Source organism: bacterium (assembly GCA_026129405.1).
Taxonomy (GTDB): Bacteria; Desulfobacterota; Binatia; order DP-6; family DP-6; genus JAHCID01.
Window position 1 is genome coordinate 105,513 of sequence record JAHCID010000002.1, and the last position, 14,135, is coordinate 119,647.

At 71.4% G+C, this 14,135-nt stretch carries 13 protein-coding genes and 1 tRNA gene; 3 read left to right on the plus strand and 11 right to left on the minus strand.

The genetic code is table 11. The features are described from left to right. Window positions 1-40: 40 nt before the first annotated feature. Window positions 41-1,306, minus strand: a complete 1,266-nt coding sequence (locus KIT14_08860; GenBank protein MCW5890649.1) for a tetratricopeptide repeat protein — start codon at window positions 1,304-1,306, stop codon at window positions 41-43. 257 nt (window positions 1,307-1,563) lie between these two features. Between KIT14_08860 and KIT14_08865 the strand changes: the two genes are divergently transcribed. Then, window positions 1,564-2,538, plus strand: a complete 975-nt coding sequence (locus tag KIT14_08865; GenBank protein ID MCW5890650.1) for a HAMP domain-containing histidine kinase — start codon at window positions 1,564-1,566, stop codon at window positions 2,536-2,538. A 15-nt stretch (window positions 2,539-2,553) separates the two neighbouring features. On the opposite strand, the gene KIT14_08870 is transcribed toward KIT14_08865, so the two are convergent. After that, window positions 2,554-3,537, minus strand: a complete 984-nt coding sequence (locus KIT14_08870; GenBank protein MCW5890651.1) for a L,D-transpeptidase — start codon at window positions 3,535-3,537, stop codon at window positions 2,554-2,556. Between the two features lie 69 nt (window positions 3,538-3,606). On the opposite strand from KIT14_08870, the gene KIT14_08875 reads away from it, so the two are divergent. Further along, window positions 3,607-4,896, plus strand: coding sequence for a C69 family dipeptidase (locus KIT14_08875; GenBank protein MCW5890652.1), 1,290 nt, complete (start codon window positions 3,607-3,609; stop codon window positions 4,894-4,896). Window positions 4,897-4,944: 48 nt separating this feature from the next. On the opposite strand, the gene KIT14_08880 is transcribed toward KIT14_08875, so the two are convergent. From KIT14_08880 to KIT14_08915, 8 genes are all read right to left on the minus strand, one after another. After that, the gene (locus tag KIT14_08880) at window positions 4,945-6,177 is read right to left on the minus strand and encodes an ABC transporter permease (protein MCW5890653.1); all 1,233 of its coding nucleotides are present in this window, start codon (window positions 6,175-6,177) and stop codon (window positions 4,945-4,947) included. Further along, entirely contained in the window at window positions 6,174-6,887 is a 714-nt protein-coding gene (locus tag KIT14_08885; protein MCW5890654.1) for an ABC transporter ATP-binding protein, read from the minus strand. Before KIT14_08885 ends, KIT14_08880 begins: the two co-directional genes overlap by 4 nt. Beyond that, on the minus strand, window positions 6,884-8,086 hold the full coding sequence (locus KIT14_08890; GenBank protein MCW5890655.1) for an efflux RND transporter periplasmic adaptor subunit: 1,203 nt from the start codon (window positions 8,084-8,086) through the stop codon (window positions 6,884-6,886). Before KIT14_08890 ends, KIT14_08885 begins: the two co-directional genes overlap by 4 nt. Window positions 8,087-8,257: 171 nt before the next feature. Further along, a complete protein-coding gene (locus tag KIT14_08895; protein ID MCW5890656.1) occupies window positions 8,258-9,658 on the minus strand; it encodes a flippase-like domain-containing protein in 1,401 nt (466 codons plus the stop codon). Window positions 9,659-9,802: 144 nt separating this feature from the next. Beyond that, window positions 9,803-11,260, minus strand: coding sequence for a type I glutamate--ammonia ligase (glnA, locus tag KIT14_08900; protein MCW5890657.1), 1,458 nt, complete (start codon window positions 11,258-11,260; stop codon window positions 9,803-9,805). 38 nt (window positions 11,261-11,298) lie between these two features. After that, the gene (locus tag KIT14_08905) at window positions 11,299-11,637 is read right to left on the minus strand and encodes a P-II family nitrogen regulator (protein MCW5890658.1); all 339 of its coding nucleotides are present in this window, start codon (window positions 11,635-11,637) and stop codon (window positions 11,299-11,301) included. 397 nt (window positions 11,638-12,034) lie between these two features. Continuing rightward, window positions 12,035-12,682 carry an SH3 domain-containing protein gene (locus tag KIT14_08910; GenBank protein ID MCW5890659.1) on the minus strand — a complete coding sequence of 216 codons (648 nt, stop codon included), beginning with the start codon at window positions 12,680-12,682 and terminating at the stop codon, window positions 12,035-12,037. Window positions 12,683-12,760: 78 nt separating this feature from the next. Beyond that, a tRNA-Pro gene (locus tag KIT14_08915) sits at window positions 12,761-12,838 on the minus strand. Window positions 12,839-13,087: 249 nt separating this feature from the next. On the opposite strand from KIT14_08915, the gene KIT14_08920 reads away from it, so the two are divergent. Further along, the gene (locus KIT14_08920) at window positions 13,088-13,366 is read left to right on the plus strand and encodes a helix-hairpin-helix domain-containing protein (protein MCW5890660.1); all 279 of its coding nucleotides are present in this window, start codon (window positions 13,088-13,090) and stop codon (window positions 13,364-13,366) included. Window positions 13,367-13,450: 84 nt separating this feature from the next. Here KIT14_08920 and KIT14_08925 read toward each other — a convergent pair whose 3' ends face one another. Next, window positions 13,451-14,125 carry a ribulose-phosphate 3-epimerase gene (locus KIT14_08925; GenBank protein ID MCW5890661.1) on the minus strand — a complete coding sequence of 225 codons (675 nt, stop codon included), beginning with the start codon at window positions 14,123-14,125 and terminating at the stop codon, window positions 13,451-13,453. Between the last annotated feature and the right edge of the window lie 10 nt (window positions 14,126-14,135).

Genomic DNA, 14,135 nt, shown 5'->3' on the forward strand with positions numbered 1-14,135 from the left:
CCGCGGCGACGGCATCGGGCGCCCTGCCGCCCCCGACCCCTCACGGCGCGATCGACGCCATCACCCCACCCGACCCCTGGTCGACGAGATCGAGCTTCACCCCCTCGGTCGGATGCGCCGCGACCGCGGTGCGCACGTCGGCGGCGAGGCGGGCGGTGAAGCGGTCGCGGACCTCCTGCGGCATGGCGTCCATCGGGAAGTTCTCGACCACGACGCGCGCGCTGCCGGGCCCCGTCCACTCGAAGCCGGTGATGCGCTCGCCCATGATCGGCGCGGTGCGGAAGCTGCGCTCGACGGCGTTCTGGAACGCGGACAGGTCGGGGTTGGGCGGCGGCGGTGGCGGCGGCGGCGGAATGGCGGGGAGTGCACCGGCCGGCGGCTCGCCCGCGGGCGGTGGGACGGCGGCCATGCTCCCGGGCGCCGGCGTGCCCGCGCCGCCCATGCCGGTGGGTGCGCGCTCGCCCGTGAGGCGCGCCGTCATCTCGTCGATCTGCTTGCGCACGTTGTCGTCGGTGGCGAGCCGACGGGCGTTGCGGAAGCTGGTCAGCGCGAGATCGGTGTGGCCGAGCTGCGCGTGAGTGACGGCGAGGTTGTAGTGCGCCTGGAGGAAATCGGGGTGGCGCTGCAGCACCTCCTCGTACTTGCGGATCGCCTTCGCGGGGTCGCCCGCGTACAGATACATGGTCGCGAGGTCGGTCTCGGCGTTCGGGTCGTCGGGCTGGAGGACGAGGATGCGCTCGTAGAGCGGGATCGCCTGTACGTGGTCCTGGCGGTCGTAGAAGATGTTCGCCTTGCCGCGCAGCGCGTCCCGATTGCTCTCGTCGCGCGCGAGCACGTGCTCGAACGCGGCCATCGCCTCCGCGTACCACTTCGGATCGATCTGCGCGGCGCGGTAGTAGACCTGACCGAGGCGGTTCCACATCGCGAGGTCGTCGGGCGCCGCCTTCGCGTTCGTGGCGAGGTCGTTCATGAAGGTCGTGACCTCGGCGGGCAGCTCGACGGGGGCCGGCGGTGTCGCGGACGCGGCAGCCTGCGGCGGGGCGCCGCGTCCAGGCGCCGCGCGCGGCGGCTCGGGCGTCAGGATCATGGCCCAGATGCCGATCCCGGCGACGGCGAGCGAGCCGAGCACCGTGAGCCCCGCGGTCGTGATCTGCCAGGGCGCCGCCGCAGGCGTACCCGTGGCCGCCGCCGCGCCCGCGACGGCCACGGGTGGCGCGTCGGTTCGCAGGTCGGTGCCGCATTCGGAGCAGAACTTTGCGCCCGGGTTGAGGGCGGTACCGCACTGCGAACAGAAGCGCGCCGTCATGGAAGCCCGGGAGGATATCGGAGCCCGCCGGGGCGTCAAAACGGTGCCGCTTCGTCGCGCGCGTGCGGCGACGGCGATGCCACGCGTGCGGGAATCCCGGAGCCACGGTCCCCGGCCAGCGGGCATGCGGCTTGCTGCCGGGAATGCCGGGAATGAGTGCAGCATCCGAGAGGTCCACGAGCCGCCGGCGACCCGTCGTCATCGGGATCGGCGCCCCGGAATCCGAGGTCGCCATCGCCGGAGCACGCGACGGCATCGTGATGCTCGCGGCCGACGGCGTGATCGCCTCGATGAACCCCGTGCTGCGCGCGGTCTGGGGCGACGACGCCATCGGCCGCCGGCTGGCCGAGGTGGTGGCGCCGGCCGCGGCCGGCGCCACCGCCGCCGACCTCGAAGCGATCATCGCCGCCGTACGCGCCGACCCGGACGGGGCCTGGCGGGGAGAGGTCCGGCGCGTCGACGTACCGGTAGAAGCCGGGGTCTGGGAGATGAGCCTCGGGGCCGCGGGCGAGGGGCTCGTCGCCGTCGTGCGCGACGTCCGCGACAGACACCTCGCCGAGCGCGCGCGCCTCGACTTCCTGTCGATGGTGACCCACGACATCAAGGGCCCGCTGACGGTCATCCTCGGCTACACGGAGCTGCTGAGCGATCCGGAGGAGCGGCCGTCGCCGGCCATGCTCGCCGACACGCTCGGGCGCATCCGCGAGAGCGGCGAGCAGATCCACGCGCTGGTCTCGAACTTCGTCGAGCTGGCGCGCATCGAGGCCGGCTCGCATCGCGTCGATCTCCACCCGGTCGACCTCGGCGAGGTGGTCGCCCGCCTGGTCGCGAACCACGCGCCGCGTGCGCGTCGCAAGGGCGTCGAGCTGGTGCTCGAGGAGGGCACGGTGCCGTTGGTGCCGGGAGACCGCCCGCAGCTCGAGCGCGTGCTCCTGAACCTCCTCGGCAACGCCATCAAGTATACGCCGAAGGGCGGCGGCATCGTCCTGCGCGTGGCCGCCTCGGATGCGGCGGTCACGGTGTCGGTGCAGGACACGGGGCCGGGCATTGCCGCGGCCGACCTCGGCGGCATCTTCGAGCGTTACCGCCGTGCAGCGGCGACGCGCGTCGAGGGCGTCGGTCTCGGCCTCTTCATCGCCCGCACCATCGCGCGCGCCCACGGCGGCGACGTCGCCGTCGTATCGGCCCCGGGCGAGGGATCGACGTTCACGCTGCAGCTGCCGCGCGCCTGAGCCGTGCAGCTCGGCTCAGCGCTGGTGGAGCGCGGCGGGCACGACGCCGCCGCCCGGCATGACCGGTTGCTCGGCCGGCGGCGCGGCCGGATGGCCCGGCGGCACCGGCGTGAGCGTGATCTCCTCGGCGGTGCCCCAGCGCCGCTTCACGACCTCGCCGGCACGGTTCCAGTCGACCCACGTCGTGAGGTTCGCGATCGTGAGCGCTTGGCGGACCAGCTCGAGATCGGCTTTGCGGCCGCGGTACACGTCGTCGTGCACCTCGAGCCAGATGCGTCCGTCGGCGTCGACGGCGAGCGACACGGGGTCGTAGACGATGTCGACGGCCATGCCGTTGGTGGTTTCGTGGAACAGGCGTTCGACGTCGCCGGCGTGCATGCGCATGCAGCCGTGCGTCGCGTAGCGGCCGACGCTCGACGGTGCGTTGGTGCCGTGGAAGCCGACGCCGCCGCTCGAGAGCGCGATGAAGTACTTGCCGAGCGGGTTCTTCGGGCCGGGGGGCACGCGCGTCTGGACCGGCTTGCCGGCGGCACGCATCTCGGCCTGGATCGACGGCGGCACGCGCCACTCCGGATCTTTGCGGCGCTCGAGGATGTGGAAGGAGCCCTGGGGCGTCGGCCAGCGGTTGTTGCGGCCCACCGCGACGGGGAAGCGCGCCTTCACGTCGCCGTCCTCGAACCAGTAGACGGTGCGGTCCGTGATGTCGACGACGAGGCCGTCGGTCAGCAGGGTGGGCACGATGTGCCGATCCGAGATGCGGATCGTCGAGCCTGCCCGCGCGCCGTCGAGGTTGGTGCGGGGGTTGAGCGAGCGCAGGTGCGACGGGCTCATCGTGAGCCGGGTCGCGAGCGCCCAGGCGCCTTCGCCCTTCTGCAGGGTGTGATCGCGCTCTTCGCCCGAGACCAGGCCGTAGATGGGGGGGAGCCGCGGGCCCGCCAGCGCGGGCGCTGCGACGATCGCCATGCTGCACAGCGTGAGGAGGCTCAGGAGACGAGGCATGCAGATCGAAAGAATACTGGGCGCCCGTGCGACTTGACAGGCCGCACCTGCGCGGGACACGTCCATCGCATGGGCTGTGACTCGTTCGTGGTTCTCGGACCGGCGGCCCGTTATGGGACGACGCTGTTCGCGAAGAACAGCGACCGCCCGCCGCGCGAATGCCAACGCATCGTGCAGGTGCCGCGGCGTGTGCACCCCGACGGCGCCCGCGTCCGCTGCCAGTCCATCGAGCTGCCCCAGGTACGCGAGACGGCCGCGATGATCGGCTCCCAGCCGTGGTGGCTGTGGGGCTTCGAGCACGGGGTCAACGAGCACGGCGTCGCCATCGGCAACGAGACCGTGTTCGCACGCGAGGCGCTCGGGCCGCGCGGCCTGCTCGGGATGGACCTCGTCCGCCTCGGCCTCGAGCGCGGGCGCAGCGCCAGCGAAGCGCTCGACGTCATGACGGCGCTTCTCGAGGAGCATGGGCAGGGAGGATCCGGACAGTTCCACGTCGAGTGGCCATACCATAACGGTTTCCTCGTCGCCGACAAGAATTCGGCGTGGATGCTCGAGACCTCGGACCGGCACTGGGTGGCCCGCCGCGTTCGCGACGTCGCCCACATCTCGAACGGGCTGTCGCTCGGCGCCGACTGGGAGCGCGGCGCCGCCGACGTCACCGCCTTCGCCGTCGCGCAGGGCTGGTGGTCCGCCGCCGCCGGCCCCGTCGACTTCGCCGCCGCCTACGCCGACACGACCGGCGTCCCGCCGAACGTCTGCGCCGGACGCTGGCGCCGCGCCGCCGCCCTCCTCGGCGAAGGCCGCGGCGCGCTCGACGTCGCTCGCCTGCGCGCCATCCTCCGCGACCACCACGCCGACGGTCCGTCCCGCCGGCCGCGCCCGTTCCAGGACGACGACTTCTTCACCCTCTGCATGCACGCGGATCCGCTCGACAATACGACCGCCTCGATGATCGCCTCGCTGCCCGTCGAGGCCGGCGCCCTGCGCCCCGCCTGGATCGCGCTCGGCAGCCCGTGCATCGCCGCCTATCTGCCGGTCTGGCTCGACGGCACCGTTCCCGCCGTCCTCGCCGACGGCGGCAGGGATACCGAACCCGGCAGCCCCTGGTGGAAGACCCGCCGCCTCCTCGACCTGGTCGAGCACGACCTCCCGGCCCTCACCCCCCGTATCCGCGAGCACTGGACGCCCTTCGAGCACGCCCTCGACGCACGCGCCGCCGAAGCCGAGTCCGAAGTCCTCGCCGCCCGACACCGCGGCGACGACCCGACCGCCGCCCGCATCCTCACCACCTGCATGACCAACGCGGTCACGGAGTGGCAGTCGCACATGGACGCCCTGATCGCCGCCTACTCGCGCTGAGGACACGATCGCTCAGGGGGCAGCGCCGTCCAGGTCGGCGCCGCGAGGTCATTCGTGGCGCAGCGCCGCGATCGGATCCAACCGCGAGGCCCGCCGCGCCGGATACACCCCGAAGACGAGGCCCACCGCCGCCGCGAACCCGAGCGCGATCGCCACCGCCTCGGGCGCGATCAGCACCGGCCATCCCGTGAAGCGACCGATCCCGCTCGCGATCGCGACGCCCAGCAGGGCGCCGAGCGCGCCGCCGGCGAGGCTCAGCACGGTCGACTCGACGAGGAACTGGAGCAGGATGTGGCGCGCCTTCGCGCCGACCGCCATGCGGACGCCGATCTCGCGCGTGCGCTCGGTGACGGAGACGAGCAACGTGTTCATGATGCCGATGCCGCCGACGAGCAGCGAGATCGACGCGATCGCCGCCAGCAGCTGCGACATCACCCGGCTCGCCGCCACCGAGGTCTCGAACATCTCGGCCATGTTGCGCACCGTGAAGTCGTCGTCCTCGCCGGCCGGGATGCGATGGCGCGCGCGCACCAGCGTCGTGATGGCCTCGCTGACGTCGTCCATGCGGTCGGCGGCACGCACCGAGACGACGATCATGTTGACGCTGCCGAGCGCCGTCGTGCCGAGGACGCGGCGCTCGGCGGTGCGGAACGGCACCATGATGACGTCGTCCTGATCCTGTCCCCACGTCGTCTGCCCCTTGCGGCCGAGGGTGCCGATGACGCGGAAGGGCACGTTCCTGATGCGCAGCGTGGTGCCGATCGGATCCTCGCCGGGCGCGTAGAGCTGCTCGACGAGCGTCTGGCCCAGCACCGCGACGCGGGCGGCGCTGTCCTCCTCGGACTGGGTGAAGAAGCGGCCGGCGCGCAGCGGCCAGTCGCGCACCGCGAGAAACGTCGGCGAGCTGCCCTGGATGCCGGTCGACCAGTTGCGGTTGCCGTACGCCACCTGCGCGACCTCGCGCTTCACCCAGGTGACCTCGGCGGCGGCGGCGAGATCGCGGGCGATCGCGCGCGCGTCGCCCTCGGTGAGCGTGGTCACCGAGCCCGAGCCGGAGCGCACGCCGCCGGCGGTGGTGGCGCCGGGCACGACCATGACGACGTTGGTGCCCAGGTTGTCGATCTGCGCGCGTACCGCGGCGGCGGCGCCCTGGCCGACGCTCACCATCGCGATCACCGCGGCGACGCCGATGACCACGCCCAGCACGGTGAGGCCCGAGCGCAGCGGATTGCGGCCGAGCGCGCGCAGCGCGATCAGCAGCGTCGAGCCCCACAGCGTCACGCCGTCCTCCGCGCGCCCAGCACGGTCTCCGGCGGGCCGTCGGCGACGAGGCGCCCGTCGCGCAGCACCAGCACGCGTCGCGTGCGCGCCGCCACGTCGGGCTCGTGCGTGACGACGACGATCGTCAGCCCCTCGCGCGTGTTGAGGCCGACGAGGAGGTCCATCACCTCGTCCGAGGTCGCGCTGTCGAGGTTGCCCGTGGGCTCGTCGGCGAGCAGCACCTTCGGCCGGCCGACGAGCGCGCGCGCGATCGCGACGCGCTGCTGCTGGCCGCCCGAGAGCTGCGTCGGCGTGCGATCGCCGAAGCCGGTGAGGCCGACGGCGGCGAGGGCGGCGTCGGCGCGCGCGGCGTGCTCGGCGGCAGGGACGGGGCCGTAGACGAGGGGCAGGGCGACGTTCTCGCGCGCCGCCGTGCGCGAGAGCAGGTTGAAGCTCTGGAAGACGAAGCCGAGCTTGGCGTTGCGCAGCTCAGCGCGGGCGTCGGCGTCGAGGGCCCCGACGTCGACGCCGTCGAGCCGGTAGACGCCCGCCGTCGGGCGGTCGAGGCAGCCGAGGACGTTCAGCAGCGTCGACTTGCCGGAGCCCGAGGTGCCCATGATCGCGACGAGATCGCCCGCCGCGACGTGCAGCGTGATCCCGCGCAGCGCCGCGACCTCGTTGCCTTCGCCGCCGAGCGCGTAGCGCTTCTCGAGGTCGCGGACGTCGATCATCGCCGCCGGCCGCCGCCGCCCGGTGTGAAGCCGGGTAGCTGCGGGCGCGACGCGCCGACGTCGGGGTCGCGCGCCACCGCCGTGACCACCTGGGCGCCGGGATCGACGCCGCCCGTCACCTGCGTCCACTTCTCGTCCGCGATGCCGAGCGTGACCGGCGCCGGGCGCAGGCTGCCGTCGCGCTCCTCGAGCCACACGGCGTGGTCGCTCGGTGCGGGCGGCGCCGCGTGCGCGCCGGTCCAGGCGTTCGCGGGCGGCCGGAAGCGGAGCGCGCTCGTCGGCACCCGCACGGCGTCGGCGACGTGCGCCGTGACGATGGCGACGTTGGCGGTCATGCCGGGCTTCAGGCGCAGGTCGTCGTTGGCGGCGCTCACCAGCACGTCGTACGTGACGACGTTCTGGAGCGTCACCGGCGCATTGCGCACCTGGGCGACGCGGCCGGCGAAGGTCGCCCGCGGGTACGCGTCGACGGTGAACGTCGCCTCCTGGCCGACGGCGACGCCGCCGATGTCGGCCTCGCTGACGCTGGCGACGACCTCCATCTTCGTCAGGTCGGCGGCGACCAGGAACAGCGTCGGCGTCTGGAAGCTCGCGGCGACCGTCTGCCCGACGGAGACGTTGCGCGACACCACGACGCCGTCCACCGGCGAGGCGATGTTGGTGTAGTCGAGGTTGACGCGGGCTTCGCGCACGCGCGCCTCGGCGCCCTGGATCGCGGCTTCGGCGAGCGTCACCTGCGCCGCCGCGCCGGCCGCTTCGCTCACCGCAGCGTCGAGCTCGCTCTGCGCGACGATGCCCTGGCCGGCGAGCTGCCGCGCCCGCCGCAGCGTCTGGTCGCGCAGGCTGCGATCGGCTTTCGCCTTCGCGAGCGCCGCCCGCGTGTTCGCGAGCTCGGCGTCCGCCGCCTGCACCTTCACTTGGAACGGTCGCGCATCGATGCGCGCCAGCAGCTGTCCCTTCGTCACCGGCGAGTTGAAGTCGACCAGGATCTCCTGGATCGGTCCGGACACGTAGGTCCCGACCTCCACCGACTCGACCGGATTCACGATTCCGGTCGCCGTCACCGTCGCCGTGATCGGCCCCCGATCGACCTCCTCGACGACGTATCTCGGTCGCGCCGTTTCGTCGTCCGTAGCGAAGAGCGCCCACAGCACCCCCAGCACGACCAACGCCCCGACGACGAGAGCCCCACGACGCACCCACCCACACTGCCCCGCCCCCTCCGGAAGCGCCAGCACGCATCGGGTCGCAGGCCTCCCGACGACCCCGCCCCACCGAAGGCGGGAGATACGGTCGACGTTTGCACGCCGCGCCGGCGCGGCGCCCTGTCGGCCGGGTGGCGGGCGGTCGCGGCGGCACGCGACCCGCTCTCACGCCGCCGACGCCGCGCGCCGCGCCGCCTGCTCCCGCGCCGTCTCCTCCTTGATCCGCGCCATCTCCTCCGGCGTCACCCGCTCGTACGACTTCGGCGCCCAGATGAGGAACACGCCGCCCTGGAACGACAGCAGCAACTTCTCGATCCAGAAGCCGAGATGGCCGATGAGGAACGCCTTGGCCGCCGGCACGTGGCCGCCGAGCATCTCGACGAAGACGAGCTCGCGCACGCCCTCGCCGGCGGCGGTGGGCGTGACGAAGGTGCCGAGCGTCATCACCGCCGCGGCGTAGAAGATCTGCAGCGCGCTGACGTTCTCCACCTGGAGGGCCATCGCGTTGCCGAAGTACATCGCCATCGTGGTGATCTGCCCGAAGACGGCGCAGAGGAGCGCGATCAGGAGCGCGCCGCGGTTCGACGAGTAGGCGGTCGCGGCCTCGATGGTGTTCTGGATGAAGTTGCGGATCTTCACGATCGGGATCAGGCGGATGAACGGCGCGAACAGCTCCGGCTTCAGGAGCAGCATGAGGCCGAAGAGCATGGTCGCCGCGAGCGGCATCGCCATCGCCTGCACGATGTCGGCGAGGTCGCGCCCGGAGAGGTCGGCGAACGGCATGAAGAGCAGGATCGTCGCCAGGAGCCCGACGAGGCCGATGATGCGTTCGACGGCGAGCACGGTGGTGCACTCGACGGGCTTCTTCGAGACGCGGATCGTGTCGTAGAGGCGCCAGCCGTCGAGACCGAGCGTCGACGGCATCACGATGCCGAAGAAGCGGCCGATGAAGTAGCTCGCGGTGAGCCAGCCGAAGCCGAACGGCAGCCCCTGGCCGGAGAGCAGGACCTGCCAGCGGACGATGTTCGCGATGATGCCGAGCAGCTTCACGAACGTCGCGAAGAGGATCCAGGGGACGAACACGGCGAGGTCGAGGCCCTTCACCTCGGCCCAGAGGTCCTCGACCGTCATCGGGACGCGCTGGACGCCCTGCTTCTCGAGCCAGACGCTGGCGCCCGTCGCCGCGGCGAGCGGCTCCTTGTCCTTCGTGTCCGGGCCGGCGAGCACGACGTCGAACTTGCCGTCGTGGCAGTGGTGCAGCGCCCGGATCTTGTCGATCGCGCCGCTCTCGGTCTTCACGAGGACGGGCAGGCCCTCGATGGCGTAGGTGCAGACCTTGTCGCTGGCCAGCGGCACGTACGGGTCGGGCAGGGCGGCGCCGGTGACGCGCGCCTTCATGCGGCCGAGGAAGCCGGGCATGGTCGGGTTCGACTGGTAGAAGATCGACCCGTCGGCGAGGCCGGCCCGGGAGACTTCCACCGTCCCGCCGCCGAACTCCACGAAGAGCGAGACGAAGATGCCGATGGTGAGCAGCGTCTTCAGGACGGTGATGATCGCCTTCTTCACCGGAAAAGGTTTTGCCCGGAACCGGCTGGATCGCAAGCGCGACGCCGTGCGCCCTGCCCGGGATCAGGGGCCGAAAACGACGACGGCGGGCCGGGGGGGCCCCCGGCCCGCCGTGTGCGGGAAACGCTGGATCGGCGGGGCCGATCAGGCGTCGTAGTACAGCTGGTACTCGAACGGATGCGGGCGCAGCCGCACCTGGTTGATCTCGTTCGAGGTCTTCCAGTCGATCCAGGTCTCGACCACGTCCTCGGTGAAGACGTCGCCCTTGAGCAGGAACTCGTGGTCGGCCTTGAGGGCCGCGATCGCGTCCTCGAGCGAGCCCGGCATCGACGGCACGTCCTTCAGCTCCTCGGGCGTCAGCGCGTAGATGTCCTTGTCGAGCGGATCGCCCGGCGTGAGCCGGCGCTCGATGCCGTCGAGGCCCGCCATCAGCATGGCGGAGAAGGCCATGTAGCCGTTGGAGGTCGGGTCGGGGAAGCGGACCTCGATGCGCTTCGCCTTCGGCGACGGCGAGTACATCGGGATGCGCACTGCGGCCGAGCGGTTGCGGCTCGAGTACGCGAGGTTCACCGGCGCCTCGAAGCCCGGCACCAGGCGGTGGTACGAGTTGAGCGTCGGGTTGGTGAACGCCGCGAGCGCCTTCGCGTGCTTCAGGATGCCGGCGATGTAGTGCATCGCGAGCTCGCTCATGCCGCCGTAGCGGTCACCGGCGAAGAGCGGCTTCTCGCCCTTCCAGATCGACTGGTGGACGTGCATGCCCGAGCCGTTGTCGCCGAAGATCGGCTTCGGCATGAACGTCGCCGTCTTGTTGTGGCGGCGGGCGACGTTCTTGACGATGTACTTGTACCACATGAGCGCGTCGCCCATCTTCACGAGGGGCAGGAAGCGCATGTCGATCTCGGCCTGGCCGGCGGTCGCCACCTCGTGGTGGTGCTTCTCGATCCGCATGCCGACCTTCTCCATCTCGCGCACCATTTCCGCGCGGATGTCCTGCTGGGTGTCGGTCGGCGCGACCGGGAAGTAGCCCTCCTTGTAGCGGGGCTTGAAGCCGAGGTTCAGCGACTCGACCATCCGGCCGCTGGCATCGTTCACGAACTCGATGCGACGGCCGCTGTTCCAGACACCCTCGGTCGAGTCGACGAAGTAGTAGCCCGAGTGCTGGTTCTGGTCGAAGCGGACCTCGTCGAAGATGAAGAACTCCGGCTCCGGGCCGAAGTAGGCGACGTCGCCGATGCCGGTCTGCTTCAGGTACGCTTCGGCCTTGCGCGCGATGTTGCGCGGGTCGCGCGAGTAGGACTCCTTCGTGATCGGGTCGACGACGTTGCCGATGAGGCTGAGCGTCGGGTTGACCATGAAGGGATCGATCACCGCGGTGGTCGGATCCGGGACGATCAGCATGTCCGACGCGTTGATCGGCTGCCAGCCGCGGATCGACGAGCCGTCGAAGCCGCTGCCCTCCTCGAAGAGGGCCTCGTCCAGCTCGCTCGTGGGGATGCTGAAGTGCTGCCAGGTGCCGAGGAAGTCGAGGAACTTGAGGTCGACGGCCTCGACCTTCTGGTCCTTGGCGAACTTCAGGACGTCTTTGGGTGTCTGGGTGGACATGCTGCGCCTCCGTGCTCCCTTCTCGTGTGCGGTTGGACTCAGATTGCTGCGGCGCCGCGCTCGCCGGTCCGGATGCGGATGATCTCGTCGATGGGCAGCACGAAGATCTTCCCGTCGCCGATGCGACCCGTCTTGGCGGCTTTCTCGATCGTTTCCACCACCTCCGCGACCTGCTCATCGCGGACGATGATCTCGAGCTTCACCTTCGGCAGGAAGTCGACGACGTACTCCGCGCCGCGGTACAGCTCGGTGTGACCCTTCTGGCGACCGAAGCCCTTCACTTCGCTCACCGTGAGACCCTGCACGCCGATCGACGAGAGGCTCTCCTTCACTTCATCGAGCTTGAAGGGTTTGATGATCGCCTCGACTTTCTTCATGGTCGCTGCCTCCAGTCTGACCCTGGGAGCCGGGGAACGGTCCCCTTACTCGAACGGCTCCATGCTTGTAAAGGTGGATTTCCGCCCCCGAAGAGGCCCGTGATGCGTCGCTGATCTCGTGTCACGCGGGTCGTGCGGAGGCGAGTATCCAGAGAGCCGTGACCACGGCTCGCGAGCGTCGAGGACGTCTCCCGCGACGCGCCGACACGTTCTCCTTTCGATCTCGTGCGTGGATCTGCCTCGTGACGCAGCAACCGGGGTGCCACCGGCGCGCGTCATGGAAGCCCAATGAAGTCCGTGGGGAGGACGCCGTTTTGCTACCACGGCCTGCTTGCTGGGCAGGCAGCTGCCTGTTTGGTGGGCGAGTGCGTTCGTGCGTGTGCGCAGCCGCCGCGTTTCAGATGCGGATGCGCTGCCGGCGGTCGCGCACGCGACGAACGATCAGGGCGCCGATCCAGCCGACCACGCCGCCGATCAGCAGGAATATCCCGGCGGTGCCGGCCGGGCCCTCGAGCGGCGGTGACGCCGGGCCTGCGTCGCGCGGAACGGCGGTGGGTACGACGCCGGTGCCGAGTCGCTCCTCGAGTTGGCGCTGCGCGCTCGTGAGGCGCGATATCTCCGCCCGCAGCCGCTCGATCTCGTCGTTGCCGGGCGGGGTTCGCGCCTTCAGCGCGGCGACGTCGGCCTGGAGCGTGGCGACCTGGTCGGCCAGTCCGGCGTTCGTGGCCGGCGCCGGCGGAAGCGTGGCGGGGAGCGTCGCGGGGAGCGTCGCGTCGACGACCGCCGTCGCCGCGTCGGGGGCCGTGGCGGCAGGCGTCGGCGGGGCGAGCGCGACGAAGTGCTCGCGCCATATCCAGCCGCTGCGGCCGTCGGGCACCTGCACCTGCTGCCAGCCGCGCAACTCGCCGACGATCTGCACGGCGACGCCGGCATCGACCCAGCCGACCAGCGCGGCGTCCTTCCCCGGACCTCCGCGCAGGCGCGCCTTCACCCGCAGCGTCGCCTCGCCGGCGACCGCGAACGCAGCGAAGGCCAGGGGGAGCAACAGGGCTCCCCCCAGCACCGTCTTCCGCAGCCTCCACAACCCGGCTCTCCGCCTCACGGACGGCCGCCTCCGCCAAGATGGTCGGGGTGACTGGATTTGAACCAGCGACTCCTGCGTCCCGAACGCAGTGCTCTAGCCAGACTGAGCCACACCCCGCACACTCATCAGCCCACCACGTTTCCGTGCGGACCGGTCGATTAACATAGGCGCTCCCGGAAGGGAAGGTTGGCCGGCGCACCGCAACGCGGTGTTGCAGATGACGTTGCGCGCCCGCCCCGCCGCGTCCCGCACGGCGGCCGCTTTCGCGTGGCACGGCCGTTGCCTTCGAGGGCATGACGACGGCGCGAGAGAGACGCCGTCGCGGGAGGTGACGTGATGAGGGGATTCGGAGGTGCGGCGGCGTGGATGCTCGCCGCAGGTCTGCTGCTGGGCTCGGCCACGACCTGGGCGGCGGCGGGCAAGATCGACGTCAACACGGCGACCGCGCAGGAGCTGGCGACGCTCCCGGGTGTGGGTCCCGCCAAGGCCCAGGCGATCATCGAGCATCGGCAGAAGGAGCCGTTCGCGAAGCCCGACGACCTGCGCAAGGTGAAGGGCATCGGCGAGAAGCTCTACGAGCAGCTGCGCGAGCAGATCACGGTCGGCGACGCTGCCCCGGCGGCGTCTCCCGGCCGCGGGAGCTGACCTCCCGCGGCGTGTGGTCGGAGGCGGCGGGTCGAAACGACCGGGCGGGTCGCCCGTCGCCTCCGGCCGAACCCGGCGCTCGGGTCAGTCGCCGCGCAGGGCGCGGATCGCCTGCGCGTAGTCGGACGCCTCGAACACGGCCGAGCCGGCGACGAGCACGTCGGCGCCCGCAGCGACCGCACGGGCGGCGTTGAACGCCTTGATGCCGCCGTCGACCTCGATCAGGCAGCGCGCACCCTCCTGGTCGACGATGCGGCGGGCCGCGGCGATGCGCTCCTCCCAGCCTTCGACGATCGGTTGGCCGCCCCAGCCGGGATGCACGGTCATGATGAGGAGCAGGTCGGCGTGCTGGACGAGCGGGCGGACGCGCTCGAGATCGGTCTCCGGATTGAGCGTGATGCCGGGCGCACATCCGGCCTCCCGGATGGCGTGGAGCACGACCGCCGGATGCTCGCACGCCTCGACGTGCACGGTCATGCGGTCGGCGCCCGCCTTGGCGAAGCTGTCGAGCTTCAGCTCGGGGCGCTCGATCATCAGATGGACGTCGAGCGGCAGCGCCGTCGCGCGGCGGACCGCCTCGACGACGACCGGTCCGATGGTGATCGGCGGCACGAAGTGGCCGTCCATGACGTCGACGTGGATCCAGTCGGCGCCGGCTGCGGTGACGGCGCGGACCTCGTCCGCGATGCGGCCGAAGTCGGCCGACAGGATGGACGGTGCGACGATCGGCACGTCTGCTCTCGTAGCCGACGGTCCCATCCGGTTCCAG